We start from the raw sequence: 13,653 nt of genomic DNA on the forward strand, positions 1-13,653 counted from the left end.
TAAGGGAGCTTAATAACGGCTCCCTTTTTTAATTAAAATACTATGGAATTAAAATTTTTCAAAGATTTTGACTTTACAGGCTTTTGGAATGAAAGCTCTTATTCACAGAGAGATTATATTGAAGAATTTCCTGATGATGAAATGGTCGCCTCAATAGAAGAAGAACTGGGCTATAAGCTTCCGGCGTCTTATATTGAACTGATGCGGATTCAAAATGGAGGGCTGGTGGAAAAAGACAGTTTTCCTACTACAGAAAGCACTTCATGGGCTGACGATCATATTGCTGTTACCGGCATTATGGGAATAGGGAGGGAGAAGACCTATTCCGTGTGCGGAGAATTGGGAAGCCGGTTTATGATCGATGAATGGGGATATCCCGATAACGGAATTTACATCTGCGATTGTCCTTCAGCGGGTCATGATACGATATTGCTGGATTATTCCAGGTGTGGCAGAGATGGAGAACCTGAAGTTGTACATGTTGATCAGGAAGCTGATTACAGGAAAACATTTCTGGCCAAAGACTTTGAAGCTTTTATTAAAGGCTTAAAAAAAGAAGAGGAATTTGATAATGATTGAAAGAAAGGCGAAATAAAAAAACATTATCTTTAAACTTCAATCATAAAATGAACAATAATGAATGAAAGCTGGGTGCAAAAATGGGAAGAAGTAAAAGATAAGCTTGTATCTCCCGTAGATATTGAGGCTTATTTTACTTCGGATGAAATTATGGATCAGAAAATGGAAGTGATGGAGATTGGAAATGTTTCCCTGCCTTCAGGGAAAGTAATGGTGAGGGATCCGCTGGTTTATCTGAATGGAGATGAGAATCCGTATTTTGTTGACGCTCCGAAAGGAAACTTTCCCGTAACGATAGCTGTTGCCAAACTGGAGGAATGGGGCGACCGCTATGCAGCCGTAAAAGTAGAATTCACAAAAGAAAAACCTGCTACCTACAGAGAAGCATTAATTGGAATTGAAGATCTGGAAGATATCAATGAAGGAGATTTCTTCGGGTTTGCAGTAGATGCAGGATTAGGATGTATTACCGATCAGGAAGTGGTTCCTTATGTGGAAAAGTTTATTTCAGAATTGAAGGTGGATAATATTTACGATGACTATTTTGCAGAACTGTTTGCCAAAAGTTATAAAGATAATCCGGAAAATCAGAGAGAGCTGGGAGATTGGATCAATTGGACCGTTCCTGGTACAGACTATCAGATTCCGATGTTTGCGAGTGGACTGGGAGACGGATTATATCCTGTTTACTTTGCCTATGATGCTCAGGGGAAAGTCTGTGGACTTTATATTCATTTTATCGATATTGAACTGGAGTTTTCCGGAGAATATGAGGAAGATGAAGATGATGAACCGGAACAACCGGATAATTTTGTGGTTTTAAGATAAAGAACAGGCTTCATGAATACAAGTTTTGCAGACAGTGTCATAGAATTTAATAGAAACCTGACCTATTCGGGAGATCTTCCGGAAGATTTTAATGTTTTGAACCCTTATCTGGATAATCCTGAGACGATGGAAGTCATGCAAAAGTTTTATCACAAATATTATGATGACTCCAACAAAAGGAAATTTATCATAGGGATCAATCCCAGCCGTCATGGAGCAGGCGTTACAGGAGTTCCGTTTACCGATACCAAACGGTTGGATGCGGTATGTGGAATAGAAATGAAATCTGCCTATACCCATGAAGTTTCTTCAGTTTTTATATACGATATGATTGCAGAATATGGCGGAGCAGATCTGTTTTACAATGATGTTTATATCAATTCACCATTTCCACTGGCTATTGTAAGAAAAACAAAGAACGGATGGCTCAATGCCAATTATTATGACGATAAAAAACTGTTTGAGGATGTCAGAGATTTTATGATTGACTCTCTGAAGAAGCATCTCAGTCTGAACCTGGATACTTCAGAGGTTTTTGTCCTCGGTAAGAAAAATGCTGATTTTATTGCCAGGTTAAATAAAGAAGCAAAGCTGTTCGATACCATGACCGTTCTGGAGCATCCGCGATATATCCAGCAATATAAATCAAAAGAAAAACAGCTGTATATCGATAAATACATTCTGGCTCTGAAGAAATAAAATAAGTGTATATCTTTTACTTTCCCTGATTTTGATGACTGATTTTTTTATTAAATTGGGAAGATGAATGTTTTCCCTAAAGACATAACTTTCAAATACAGCTGGCGGGCCTATCAGAAAAAATTACTGGACCATCTGGACGAATACCTTATTGATGATCATTTACACGTTTCGGCACCTCCGGGTTCCGGAAAAACAGTACTTGGACTGGAAATAATGCTGAGGCTTGGCAAGCCGGCACTGATCGTCACTCCTACATTAGCAATCAAAAATCAATGGATTCAGAGGTTCTGCGAACTTTTCCTGAATACTGAGACCGTTCCGGAATGGATATCTTCAGATATTAAAAAACCGGGAATCATCACGGTGACGACTTATCAGGGAATACATTCCGCTTCCGAAGTGAATGATGATGAAAAAACTGTAGCGGGTAAATCTTCGAGAGTTTCAATGGCTGAAATTATAAAAAGGCTTAAGAAACAAAAAGTAGAAACCCTTATCCTCGATGAAGCTCATCATTTGAAAAATGCCTGGTGGAAAACTCTGATGGAGCTGAAAAGCAATATCGAACCAACCGTTGTAGCCCTTACGGCAACTCCTCCTTTTGATGTTTCAGGCGCGGAATGGCAAAAATATATTCAGCTCAACGGCCCCATTGATGTAGAAATATCTGTGCCCGAGCTGATGATCGAAGGAGACCTTTGTCCGCATCAGGATTTGGTTCACTTTACATTACCGTCGCAGGAAGAGCAGAAAAAGATCGAATATTACCACGATCATGCGTTTTCTTTTTTCGAAGAAATCAAAAATGATAAGGTGCTGCTCAGTGCCATTGAGCAGCATCCGGTTTATCACCTCCCGATGGAGCATCTGGAATGGATCTATGAAAATATATCTTCTTATACTTCCGGACTGGTTTATCTTAATTTCAGGGGACAGGAGGTTCCGGATGTTCATTTCGAGATCATTGGTGACCAGCAAAAATATATCCCTGAATTTGATTTCTTCTGGATGGAAGAGCTTCTCGACTTTTATCTGCTGGTAGATGATGTCAATTTCAAAGGCTATGAGGAACACCGTACAGACCTTGGGAACCGGCTAAAAAGAATAGGTTTTCTTGAGCAGAGAACGATCAGCTTTTTTAATAATAAACATCTGAATCAGATTCTTAATTCAAGTATCGGAAAGCTTCAGGGAATAAAAGAAATTGCGGATTTTGAGTTTTCAGTTCTTAAGGAAGACCTCAGAATGGTGATCCTTACCGATTTTATTAAGAAAGAATTCCTTACTAATGGAGCAAAGAACGATCTGAATCTTGACAAAATAGGTGCAGTTCCGGTTTTTGAAAAGCTGAGAAGGGAGAATTCTCAAAATAAAAAGCTAGGAGTTCTCACAGGCAGCCTGGTCATTATTCCTTCCAGTGCAAAAGGAATGTTTGATGAATTCTGTGCCATTAAAAATTTATCAGGTATTTCGTTTTCTTCTCTGCCCTATGATCATAACTACCTGCTGATTGGTCTTACAGAACAGATCAGACATGCCATTGTGCATATTATCACTGAAGTTTTTCAGGCTGGAGGAATTCATGTGCTGGTCGGGACAAAATCGCTGCTTGGAGAAGGGTGGGATGCTCCTAAAATGAATACCCTGATTCTGGCAAGTTTTGTAAGCTCTTTCGTTCTTTCTAACCAGATGAGAGGAAGAGTGATAAGAACGGACAAAGATAACCTTAATAAAACAGGAAATATTTGGCATTTGGTATGCTTTGACGCGGCAGATGAAAATGGAGGGCAGGATCTGAATATCATGAAGAGAAGATTCAAAACCTTTGTCGGAATCTCTCATAAAAATAATCCAACCATTGAGAACAATTTTGAAAGACTTAATATAGGGATTATAGAAAATAAGGATGAGATCTCTGGGATCAATCAGACGGCTTTTTCTGTGGCAAAAGACAGGACGGGCCTTGTCCGGCGTTGGAAAACTGCCCTGGATAAAGGAAATATTTTAGTGGAAGAAATAGAGATTCCTACGGAAAATATGACAGCCATGAATGAGATGAGAATGGATTATCTGGGTAAAATGACCGGAAATTCTGCTAAAATGATCGCCTCTTCTGTGCTCTTGTTCTGGCAGGATCTTTTATGGGGATTACTGGAAAATATTGATTCTATTGATTCAGTGAAGAGTTTTTCCATATTGGCCTCATTATTCGGTGCTGCAGGATTTTTGGTGTATGGAGGAAAACTATACCGTTCCATAAAACAATACCGGAGATGTAAAGACCTTGCAAGGCAGATAGAATCTCTTGCAGAAGTGGTTTTGTATAATCTGATCCATGAAAAAATAATCCGGACATCCATTGAAAAATTGAGAATTGTAAGCTCATCCCACAAGGAGAAAAATGCATTTTGCTATTTGGAAGGCGGGAGTCAGTATGAAAATGCCCAGTTTATCCAGACGCTTCAGGAATTGGTTTCCCAGATCGATAACCCAAGATATTTGCTGAAGCAGCAACAAAGTTTTGCATTTCTAAAGAAAGGCCTGTACTATCCGGTCCCGGAAATTTTTGCAAAAAATAAAAAAAGTGCAGAATTTTTTAGAAAGACCTGGGATAAAATGATCGGAAAATCCGAACTGGTCTTTACAAGAACTATTGACGGACGCAAAATTCTATTGAAGCTGAGATTTCAGGCTTTACTAAAAAGAAACGGAAGAATAGAACATCTCCATAAATGGACGAGATAAATAACAAAAATCCCTTAAGTTACTAAGGGATTGGGGCATTCATAAATTAGAATCTTTATGAGAACAAATATGAATGTGAACTTTTTTAATATTAGTTTTTTATGATCTTGCTTGATTCATTTCCTGTCCGGATAAAATAAACCCCTTTGGGAAGTTCTGAAATATCAGTTTCGTTAGTGCCTTTTTGGGTTTGTATCCTTTTAAGCAGCTTACCTTCCTGGCTATAAATGCTGACTTCTGTCCCTTTTTCCGTTTGAATGGTAAGAGGTCCCTTAGTCGGATTAGGATAGACGCTTATTTCTTTCTGAGAAACTTTAGCTTCTGATGTGCCCAATACGAGATTGCTGTCTTTTACCCAGGTGAAGGCATCAAAACCGACATATCTGAATCCACCGCTTGCAGTGATAAGAAGCTCATCAATAACAATGTTTGAGTAGTTTTGTCCATTTAAATTGGTGAGGTCAATCAGAGTGTAGCCATTGGTGCTGCCTAAACTTGTTGCAAACCCGGTAGTTTTTGTTTGCGTAAACTTTGTTACTCCGCTGAGCTTTCCGGTTACTGTAAGAGTTCCTGCCACATTGAGATCCAGATTCAGTGCTGAAAGATACATCCAGAACCTGTTTACCTTAAACAAATTAGAGGTGGTCTTAATGCTAAAGGATGGCGGAAAATCTGAATTATTGGAATTATCAATATATCTGTTGTCTATTGAGGTTCCGTTCCAGCCTGTTCCGGGATAATTGGCCTGAATATCAAAAACACTTACGTGGGAAATGATATTGAAAATAACGCCGTTATCGGTAAAGGTTGTACTTCCGTGTGATTCAGTCTCAAAATGCTCTGAACTGGTCTGCCCGAATGAAAAAATTGAAATGAGCAGGCTACAGATGGTAAAAAAAGTAGTGCTTTTCATGATTTTTGTTTTAAATGTTAGGTGATGTATGAATCGTTTAACTACGTGGCGGATAAATACCTTCAACGCAGATAATATAATTTAATCCGAGATAAGGAGGCATATTGTTTACGGGTAAATTCTGCCCCACAAAAGAAATGCTCTGGCCATTAATGACCGTATCAGGATTTGCATTATTAACAAAACTTGGCACAGCATTAAAATCTCTTCCTACCTGATTACCTGTGATAGCAATAGAGGCTGCTGCTGTAGGAGTAGAAGTATTTGCATTCGTGTTAGCCACCTTAAGTTGAAAACCACCCCCTACACTTGGAAGATTTGAAGCCAGCAAAGTATTTTGAGTTGTCCCGGAAACGACTCCCAGGGGATAAGATTCGCTGGAGTTCACATTCCCTGCTCCAATGGCCATGCGGCCTTTCAGATTGGGCAGTGCAAAAGTGTTGATGCCATCTCCTCCGTAGGTGGTTCCTAAAATTGAGAACAGAGCCGAATTCGTTGAAATTCTTAATAAGCTTCCGTCACAAAACATCCAGCCTCTAGGGGCGAAATTTCCTGCAAATAATTTTACGATTCCAATGTATTCGTCCATGATTATAAGTTTTTTAGTTTGGGTTTCCTACTCTGTTTTCCGGCTTTTCGGATACCGCCGTTACTGTTTTTATTTTGTTATGTCAAAGGAACGATTAATAGAAAGGCTATGCTAGCGTAGAAAATACCAAATTAAATATTCCGTATTTCTACCTATTTTTAAGAGAAAAGAAGCTGTATAAGGTGTAATTTGTCTTCTTTAAGCTTTTCCGGAAGCACTGTATTTAGTATTTTTGTAAGAATCCAATAAAAATAAAAATGAGCGAATTCGTAGCATCAGAAATTAAAAATAATATTGCAGAAATTACATTCGGTACTCCCAAAAGTAACGCTCTTCCGGGAGCAATTTTAGAAAAGCTGGCTCAGACCATTCTGGAAGAAGGAGCAAAAGATGAGGTGAAAGCCATCCTGGTAAAAAGTGAAGGCGAAAAGGCTTTTTGTGCCGGAGCAAGCTTTGATGAGCTTTTAGCCATTGAAGAATTGTCAGCTTCCACACAGTTCTTTGGAGGCTTTGCCAAAGTTCTGAATGCGATGAGAAACTGTGGAAAGATCGTAGTGGTAAGAGTTCAGGGTAAAACGACCGGTGGAGGAGTAGGGATCGCTTGTGGAGCCGATTATTGTTTTGCGACAAAAGACTCAGCTTTAGCCCTTACCGAGATTAATCTGGGAATCGGCCCTTTTGTGATCGGCCCTTATGTGGAAAGAAAGATTGGAAAATCACAGTTCTCTGCAATGGCTATTGATGCGGATTTCAGATCAGCACAATGGGCGGAACAGCATAATGTTTACCATTCTGTTTCAGACAGCATTCAGGAGATGGATGAGAAGCTTGAGAAGTTTTTACAGACCTTGGCATCAAGAAGCAGTGATGCTTTGGCATTGATCAAGAAGGTATCATGGGAAGGAACAGATCATTTCAATGAACTGATGCCGGCGAGAATTCATATGAGCGCAAGCCTTATCCTTGAAGATTCTGCGAAGAAAAATATTGAGTCCATTAAAGAAAAGCTGAGAGCGAAATAGCCTTCGGAAATTTTAAAATATCCGGCCGTTGATGAGTTCAGCGGCTTTTTTATTTTATAGCTAACGGATAAGCCCTTCAATTTTTTTCAAAAAATATTTTGCCGGTTCATAAAAATATTTAACTTTGTAATTCAAAGTTCTTTTTATGGAATCAAAAAACTATCACGAAGACTTGTCACACATCCGTTCTATGATGGAGCGCTCTTCAAGGTTTATTTCACTGAGCGGTTTATCCGGTGTTGTTGCAGGGTTAGCAGCAATTATTGGTGCTGCCTATGTGTATTTTGTTTTACAGAGAGAAGGGGTCAGCTACTTTGATGGGGACAGAAATATTTTTGGACCTGCTTTAGTCAAAGAACTTGTATGCATTGGAGCCACTATTTTGGTGACAGCAATCCTTAGCGGATATATTTTTACTGCAAATAAAAGTAAAAAGAAAGGTTTGAAGATCTGGGATGCGACTACAAAGCGACTTTTGATTACCTTTGCAGTGCCTTTGGTAGCAGGAGGATTCTTTTGCCTGGCTCTTCTTTATCATCACCTTTTTGTATTCATTGCTCCGGCTACATTGATCTTTTACGGTCTTGCTCTGGTAAGTGCCGAGCGGTATACATTAACGGATGTAAAATATCTGGGATATTTTGAAATCATTTTAGGATTGGTGTCCCTTTTCTTTCTGGGTTGGGGATTGCTTTTCTGGGCGATTGGTTTTGGAGTTTTGCATATCGTGTACGGATTGATCATGCATAAGAAATATAAATAATGGGAATAGGTTTTGTAATACTGATGCACCTTATTGCAATATTTATTTTAAGCCTTGTCTGTGCTGTAATAGGTTCTGCTTTGACATATTTTATCAGTAAAGGAGGAGGTAAAAGGCGGAAAATAATATTGGCATTTACTGCTCCATTTGTGGGTTTTTATACTTTTTATATATGCTGGATCATCGGATCATCAGTAATCGCAGCAAATAAAAAAGTAGATATAGGGATTGGGGATGCATGGTACGTTCCCTTGGAAAATAGCAGGCAGCTGCTCTTTATTGATATACCGGAGCAAGCTTCAATTGGAAAAGAAAACGGGCCGGACTTTGTTTCGTTGGTATCTAAAATTGAGGAAGACGGCAGTCTGATCTTAGGGAAAACATTTGATAATAAGTATTTTTCTTATGATACGGGGACAGATGAAGTAAAAGAATTCAGTACAGAAGGAGAACTGATGGATTCCAATAGGGGTAAAAAGCTCTATCTGATGGATGTTACTGATTTTTATTCAGATAAAAAAAGTGAAATAATGGGTTCCTGGCCGGTATGGATCGGACTCTTGTCCTTCAGTACCGCTATCGGAGCCATATATATATTGAAGCAGTTTATACGGGTGACTTTTGGATAAGTAAGATTAAAAAAACAAATCAATTTCAGAATACATAAGATAATAACAAAATGATCAGGATCAACCAACTTAATAAAGAATTCGAAAGCCGTGTAAGACTGGGAATTATGTCCGTTCTTATGGTCAACGACTGGGTTGATTTTTCTGAAATGAAAGGCCTGCTGGAAATTACGGATGGTAACCTGGCCAGTCATAGCAATGCATTGGAAAAAGCCGGGTATATTGAAGTGAAAAAAGAATTTGTAGGTAAAAAACCTAAAACATCGTATAGAGTGACACAGAGTGGAAGACAGGCTTTTACTGAACATCTGAACGCCCTTGAAAAATTATTGGGACGCTAGTCCTATATTTTTTTGAAATTTTACTTTGTATTTCAAAGTTCTTTGTTTGAAAATTTATGAAATGATGAATCGAAAAACATTTTTAAAGAAAATATTGCAGGTTTCTGTCCTGGGTGCTTTTCCTGCCCTGTATTCATGGCAGGTGGAGCCGTTCTGGGTTGATTTTGTTCAAAGAAAACTCCCTGTAAAAAATCTGCCTCAGATGCTGGAAGGAAAAATACTGATGCAGATCTCTGATTTACATGTCGGGGATCGTTTCGATTGGAATTTCCTGATCGACTCTTTCCGCGAAGCTCAGAAATATTGTCCTGATTTTGTGGTCTACACGGGAGATTTCGTTAATCGTGGAACCGCTGAAGAAAAACAGGATCTTAAAAAAATAATGGAACATGCTGTTTTAGGAAAGCTGGAAACCTTCGGAATTCTGGGGAATCATGATTATGGGATCAACTGGAAAGAGCTTGAAGTGGCTGAAAGTATCTGCACAATATTAGAAAGTTTTGGGATCACCATGCTGAATAATGATCAAAAAGAAAGTCATGGATTAAACTTTATCGGTTTCGAAGACCTGTGGTCGCCGAATTTCGCCCCTGAAAAAGTGATGGGAAGTTATGACTCGTCAAAAGCAAACATTATTCTTTGCCACAATCCTGATGCCTGTGATCTGGATATATGGAACGGCTATCACGGCTGGATACTGAGCGGGCATACACATGGCGGACAATGCAGGATACCGGGGATTATCACACCGGTTCTCCCTGTGAAGAACAAAAAATATATATCGGGAGCGTTTGATCTGGAAGACGGAAGGATGCTTTATATCAACCGGGCTATAGGACATTCCTTTCAGATAAGATTTATGGTACGTCCGGAAATTACTGTTTTTACTTTAACACAAGCATAAATAAATGAAAGATCAACACATTTTGAATTTAAGTAAATCCATATTCGGATTGTGCTTTTTAGCAGGTAATATTTGTCTTTTCGGATATATGATGACAAAGAATGATTGTTTTGCTGTTTCAGGCTACATGCTGATTATTTTCGGGGTGATATCAAACCTGGCTGTTATACTGGGGCTTCTGGTATATAGCTTTATGAACAGGTCTCAATTCGATACCTGCCTTAAAGCGATCGGTATCCTGCTGATCGATATACCCATCGCTGTTCTTTATGCCATAATAGGAATTAATCTTCTTTAAATAAATACACTATGAAAAAAATACGGGTTAAATTTCTGCTTTTTGTGTATGATAAGACTCAAAAACTTTACAGAAAATACTTTAAAAAGAAAAAAAGGCAATGGCAGTTTAACGAAAAACAACTGCTGGAATTTCAGGAAGACTCTTTGGGAAGAAAGCTTGGAGAATTCTATAGGAAACATGGATTTTCAATGATTCCCAAAATGGAAAACCACGATGTACATCATCTGATCACCGGCTGCGGAACCAATTTTGAAGACGAAATCGCCATGCAGTATCTTCTCCTGGGAAATGGTAAGCTCAATGCTCACCTTTTGGCTGCTATTGTATTGGGAACGCTGATCCTGCCTGAATATGTGAAAATTTATATCAAAGCCTATAGGAAAGGGCAAAATATGAGGGCTTTTCATCATTGGGATTTTGAAGAGCTCTTATGGCAGAATTTTGAACATGTGAAAGACTTCATCCAGCAGAAAGATACTGTTGTACTTCATTAAAAACTTTATCTGATGAGAAAAATAAGACTCAGTCCGCCGGGAAAAAGATCATTCCTACTGACTATTTTCCGGATCGTTTGATCAGATATCAATATTCCTGTTATTTTAATCTGCCTCTCAATAGTCTTTAATTTCTGCTAACCTCCCAATTCCCTAATCTCTCAATCTCTCAATCTCTTAATCTCTTAATCTTTAAATCTTTAAATCTCATGAAAACACATCACTATATATTCCTCACAGCCATCATATTCGTCATCGTATTTTATGATCAGGACATCGGACTGAACCTCGGAATTCTGGGAATCATCTATGCCGTACTAACGTTGCTGAAAACTCCCGAAAGAAATAAGACCAGAACACTGTACATTCTTTTTGCCACAAGTATATTCTCAGGTATAGCATTTGCGTGGTATGGAGATTTTGCATCTTTCCTGGCTGTAGTAAGCTCACTGCTTTTGCTCGGTTATAAATCTAAGAACAGGAAGCTTAAGATTCTTTTTCTGATTCCGGTGTTTATGGTCAACAGTGTTACCTCATTATGCCGGTTTTTCAACTTTGATGGATGGCTGCCTAAAAGAAATGTTTCCGGGCTGTGGCAAAAGACGCTGGCTTTTCTCCTGATACCGTTGGTATTGGTATCCGTTTTTTTCGGGATCTATTCTGCGGGAAGTGATCATTTTGCTGCTCTTTTTACAGATTATGAGCTGGATATCAACCTGTGGCAGGTATTCTGTCTTTCCGTTTTGGGGTTCTTTATTGCCTTTAATTATTGGAATTATGCGGTAGAAAGGCTGATTTATAAGAATCATCATGTTTTGGATAATGACTTTCAGAAAGATTCCAGGATTCCAAAGGCTACCTATTCTTTCCTCGATCTCGATGTGGAAAGAATAAGTGGAGTAATCTCTTTCCTTTGCCTTAATATTCTGCTCGTATTTTTTATTATTACTTACAATTATGAACAGTTTTATGAAGTTTCAAAAACGCCGGTTCAGCTTTCCGAAGAAACCCATGAGAGGGTGAATGCTGTGATCATATCTATTATCATGGCTATTCTGGTGATTATGTTTTATTTCAAAGCCGGTTTTAATTTCGATCCTAAAGCCGGTCTGCTGAAAGTGCTGGCCAAGGTCTGGCTGATTTTGAATGCCGTTCTTGTACTGTCTGCTGCGGTGAAAAATTATGAATACATTCTGAATTATGGATTCACCTATAAAAGGCTCGGTGTTTTTGCCTTTCTGATTTTATCTCTGATCGGGCTTGTTTTGACATTCATTAAAATTCAAAAGAAAAAAAGAAATGTATTTCTGTTCAATACAATGGTATGGTATCTTTATGGAATCATCCTGATCTGCAGCTATATCAACTGGGGAGGGTTTGTTACCTCTCAGAATATGAAACGTAAAGATTTTATAGCAGATTATCACTTCACTTCGATCAATTTCAATGAAAAATATCTGTTGAAATATGCCAGTGAAAAGAATGACCTGAAGCTTAAAAAAAGCATACAGGATAAAATAAAGGATGAAAGATCCAAGACCTTCCTTTCAAAGATCCTTTATTATCAAACCGTTCAATAATATAATCAAAAATTGGTTACGGAGCTGTATCAAAAAGCGGAGTACAGCCTGAAATACAGGTAGCGGAATAGAGTTGGAACAATTTTAGCATTTATTAGACCCAACATCTAACAGAATGTAACTTTGGTATATTCTTAAATTTAATTATTATGAAAAAAAGCTTATTGTTAATTCCATTGATTATTATTTCCTGCAAAAAAGAAGCGAGTGTACCTGAAGGTTCCGGTAAGGATTCTACAGTCGTAACAGAAATGCCCGATTCCGTTTATAAGACAGATTCTGCTGCATTGAGAAAAAAAGATTCAATCATTAACAATGCTCCTGCCACTAAAGAAGTGCTACGGAAGGGCGTGATGAGAAACGAAAAGGAAGGTCAGATTATAAGAACAGCTGATGCCTCTCAGCTTCCTTTTACATTAGGAGAAGAGTTTACGAAGGATGATCAGGAACTGGTTTTGAAGCTGACCCATTACGACCAGCCGAATATCAAAGCGAAAATTTCAACCAAAGAAAAAGACTTTAATATCCGTTTCAATCAGATAAAGCTTCCCAACGGAGACTATGATGGTCCTTTCGGAAGAGATATTACTTATGAAACTCCGGGGAAAGGTGAAGTATGGCTGATCATCGGGAAAAGTAATATGGCTTCGGGTAATACCCAAGGAAGCTTTACAGTAAGTGTCGAATAAGATCGGTACAATTTGGTACAGTTTCTGCAAACTATATCCTGAAGTTTAAAATTTAACATTATGAAAAATATAGTTCTAACAGCAATGGCCGCTTCAGCTGTACTTGTAAGTTGCGGAACCGTACAGTCGCTCGTTCAGAATACCTTTCCATACACTACGAATGTTTTGGTGTCTACAGGAGTGCCTGCAGATAAAGAAGTTTCTTCTACGGCAACCGCTACCAATGTGCAGACCTGGTTCGGAGGAAATAATAATGCAAAGATCAAAGATGTAAGAATCTCCGATGCTAAAATTTCTGTAGCATCTCCGTCGGGAGGAGATTTAAGTGCATTCAAAACCGTTAAAATATATGTTTCGTCCAATGGAACACGAGAGAGACTGGTGGCATCACGTTCCAATATATCTACAAATTCTTCCAGCCTGAATCTTGACCTTAATGATACCGGTTTTCTGGATGAAATCGTAAAAAGCTCAGGCCTGACTGTAAGAACAGTTTATGAACTGAAAAATCAGACGTCTTCTGACATGAACATTAAAGTTGCTCTTAACTTCAACAGTGTTCCTGCGAATTAAT

16 protein-coding genes are annotated in these 13,653 nt (G+C 38.5%); 14 read left to right on the forward strand and 2 right to left on the reverse strand.

Features of this window, described 5'->3' with window-relative positions:
* The first annotated feature begins 42 nt into the window (after positions 1 to 42).
* From AC4IF5_RS14700 to AC4IF5_RS14715, 4 genes are all read left to right on the forward strand, one after another.
* Entirely contained in the window at positions 43 to 579 is a 537-nt protein-coding gene (locus tag AC4IF5_RS14700) for an SMI1/KNR4 family protein (protein ID WP_490735760.1), read from the forward strand.
* Positions 580 to 636: 57 nt separating this feature from the next.
* Positions 637 to 1,407, forward strand: coding sequence for a DUF4241 domain-containing protein (locus tag AC4IF5_RS14705; protein WP_490735761.1), 771 nt, complete (start codon positions 637 to 639; stop codon positions 1,405 to 1,407).
* Between the two features lie 12 nt (positions 1,408 to 1,419).
* Complete coding sequence (locus AC4IF5_RS14710) at positions 1,420 to 2,106, forward strand: SMUG2 DNA glycosylase family protein (protein WP_490735763.1); 687 nt, start codon at positions 1,420 to 1,422, stop codon at positions 2,104 to 2,106.
* A gap of 63 nt (positions 2,107 to 2,169) precedes the next feature.
* Positions 2,170 to 4,854, forward strand: coding sequence for a DEAD/DEAH box helicase family protein (locus AC4IF5_RS14715; RefSeq protein ID WP_490735765.1), 2,685 nt, complete (start codon positions 2,170 to 2,172; stop codon positions 4,852 to 4,854).
* Between the two features lie 91 nt (positions 4,855 to 4,945).
* Here AC4IF5_RS14715 and AC4IF5_RS14720 read toward each other — a convergent pair whose 3' ends face one another.
* Both AC4IF5_RS14720 and AC4IF5_RS14725 read right to left on the reverse strand, forming a co-directional pair.
* Complete coding sequence (locus tag AC4IF5_RS14720; protein ID WP_490735767.1) at positions 4,946 to 5,767, reverse strand: T9SS type A sorting domain-containing protein; 822 nt, start codon at positions 5,765 to 5,767, stop codon at positions 4,946 to 4,948.
* 37 nt (positions 5,768 to 5,804) lie between these two features.
* Positions 5,805 to 6,356, reverse strand: coding sequence for a phage tail protein (locus AC4IF5_RS14725; RefSeq protein ID WP_490735769.1), 552 nt, complete (start codon positions 6,354 to 6,356; stop codon positions 5,805 to 5,807).
* Positions 6,357 to 6,613: 257 nt separating this feature from the next.
* Between AC4IF5_RS14725 and AC4IF5_RS14730 the strand changes: the two genes are divergently transcribed.
* From AC4IF5_RS14730 to AC4IF5_RS14775, 10 genes are all read left to right on the forward strand, one after another.
* On the forward strand, positions 6,614 to 7,378 hold the full coding sequence (locus AC4IF5_RS14730) for an enoyl-CoA hydratase/isomerase family protein (protein ID WP_490735770.1): 765 nt from the start codon (positions 6,614 to 6,616) through the stop codon (positions 7,376 to 7,378).
* A 145-nt stretch (positions 7,379 to 7,523) separates the two neighbouring features.
* Positions 7,524 to 8,141, forward strand: coding sequence for a hypothetical protein (locus tag AC4IF5_RS14735; protein WP_490735772.1), 618 nt, complete (start codon positions 7,524 to 7,526; stop codon positions 8,139 to 8,141).
* Entirely contained in the window at positions 8,141 to 8,770 is a 630-nt protein-coding gene (locus AC4IF5_RS14740; protein WP_490735774.1) for a hypothetical protein, read from the forward strand. Before AC4IF5_RS14735 ends, AC4IF5_RS14740 begins: the two co-directional genes overlap by 1 nt.
* Before the next feature lie 50 nt (positions 8,771 to 8,820).
* Positions 8,821 to 9,111: a winged helix-turn-helix domain-containing protein gene (locus tag AC4IF5_RS14745; protein ID WP_490735775.1), complete on the forward strand. Its 291-nt coding sequence runs from the start codon at positions 8,821 to 8,823 to the stop codon at positions 9,109 to 9,111.
* 64 nt (positions 9,112 to 9,175) lie between these two features.
* A complete protein-coding gene (locus AC4IF5_RS14750) occupies positions 9,176 to 10,015 on the forward strand; it encodes a metallophosphoesterase (protein WP_490735833.1) in 840 nt (279 codons plus the stop codon).
* Between the two features lie 4 nt (positions 10,016 to 10,019).
* Positions 10,020 to 10,313 (forward strand): hypothetical protein, encoded by a 294-nt coding sequence (locus tag AC4IF5_RS14755; RefSeq protein WP_490735776.1) that lies wholly within the window; start codon positions 10,020 to 10,022, stop codon positions 10,311 to 10,313.
* A gap of 11 nt (positions 10,314 to 10,324) precedes the next feature.
* Positions 10,325 to 10,810 carry a Coq4 family protein gene (locus tag AC4IF5_RS14760; RefSeq protein WP_490735778.1) on the forward strand — a complete coding sequence of 162 codons (486 nt, stop codon included), beginning with the start codon at positions 10,325 to 10,327 and terminating at the stop codon, positions 10,808 to 10,810.
* 209 nt (positions 10,811 to 11,019) lie between these two features.
* A complete protein-coding gene (locus AC4IF5_RS14765; RefSeq protein ID WP_490735779.1) occupies positions 11,020 to 12,390 on the forward strand; it encodes a DUF4153 domain-containing protein in 1,371 nt (456 codons plus the stop codon).
* Between the two features lie 149 nt (positions 12,391 to 12,539).
* Positions 12,540 to 13,079 (forward strand): hypothetical protein, encoded by a 540-nt coding sequence (locus AC4IF5_RS14770; protein WP_490735781.1) that lies wholly within the window; start codon positions 12,540 to 12,542, stop codon positions 13,077 to 13,079.
* A 60-nt stretch (positions 13,080 to 13,139) separates the two neighbouring features.
* A complete protein-coding gene (locus tag AC4IF5_RS14775) occupies positions 13,140 to 13,652 on the forward strand; it encodes a hypothetical protein (RefSeq protein ID WP_490735783.1) in 513 nt (170 codons plus the stop codon).
* Position 13,653: the final 1 nt, after the last annotated feature.

It is taken from the genome of Chryseobacterium sp. UF-290, assembly GCF_058245615.1.

Bases quoted from the DNA above. Each gene is read 5' to 3' on its own strand.
- AC4IF5_RS14700 (WP_490735760.1), top strand. From the start codon at position 43: ATGGAATTAAAATTTTTCAAAGATTTTGACTTTACAGGCTTTTGGAAT.
- AC4IF5_RS14705 (WP_490735761.1), top strand. From the start codon at position 637: ATGAATGAAAGCTGGGTGCAAAAATGGGAAGAAGTAAAAGATAAGCTT.
- AC4IF5_RS14710 (WP_490735763.1), top strand. From the start codon at position 1,420: ATGAATACAAGTTTTGCAGACAGTGTCATAGAATTTAATAGAAACCTG.
- AC4IF5_RS14715 (WP_490735765.1), top strand. From the start codon at position 2,170: ATGAATGTTTTCCCTAAAGACATAACTTTCAAATACAGCTGGCGGGCC.
- AC4IF5_RS14720 (WP_490735767.1), bottom strand. From the start codon at position 5,767: ATGAAAAGCACTACTTTTTTTACCATCTGTAGCCTGCTCATTTCAATT.
- AC4IF5_RS14725 (WP_490735769.1), bottom strand. From the start codon at position 6,356: ATGGACGAATACATTGGAATCGTAAAATTATTTGCAGGAAATTTCGCC.
- AC4IF5_RS14730 (WP_490735770.1), top strand. From the start codon at position 6,614: ATGAGCGAATTCGTAGCATCAGAAATTAAAAATAATATTGCAGAAATT.
- AC4IF5_RS14735 (WP_490735772.1), top strand. From the start codon at position 7,524: ATGGAATCAAAAAACTATCACGAAGACTTGTCACACATCCGTTCTATG.
- AC4IF5_RS14740 (WP_490735774.1), top strand. From the start codon at position 8,141: ATGGGAATAGGTTTTGTAATACTGATGCACCTTATTGCAATATTTATT.
- AC4IF5_RS14745 (WP_490735775.1), top strand. From the start codon at position 8,821: ATGATCAGGATCAACCAACTTAATAAAGAATTCGAAAGCCGTGTAAGA.
- AC4IF5_RS14750 (WP_490735833.1), top strand. From the start codon at position 9,176: ATGAATCGAAAAACATTTTTAAAGAAAATATTGCAGGTTTCTGTCCTG.
- AC4IF5_RS14755 (WP_490735776.1), top strand. From the start codon at position 10,020: ATGAAAGATCAACACATTTTGAATTTAAGTAAATCCATATTCGGATTG.
- AC4IF5_RS14760 (WP_490735778.1), top strand. From the start codon at position 10,325: ATGAAAAAAATACGGGTTAAATTTCTGCTTTTTGTGTATGATAAGACT.
- AC4IF5_RS14765 (WP_490735779.1), top strand. From the start codon at position 11,020: ATGAAAACACATCACTATATATTCCTCACAGCCATCATATTCGTCATC.
- AC4IF5_RS14770 (WP_490735781.1), top strand. From the start codon at position 12,540: ATGAAAAAAAGCTTATTGTTAATTCCATTGATTATTATTTCCTGCAAA.
- AC4IF5_RS14775 (WP_490735783.1), top strand. From the start codon at position 13,140: ATGAAAAATATAGTTCTAACAGCAATGGCCGCTTCAGCTGTACTTGTA.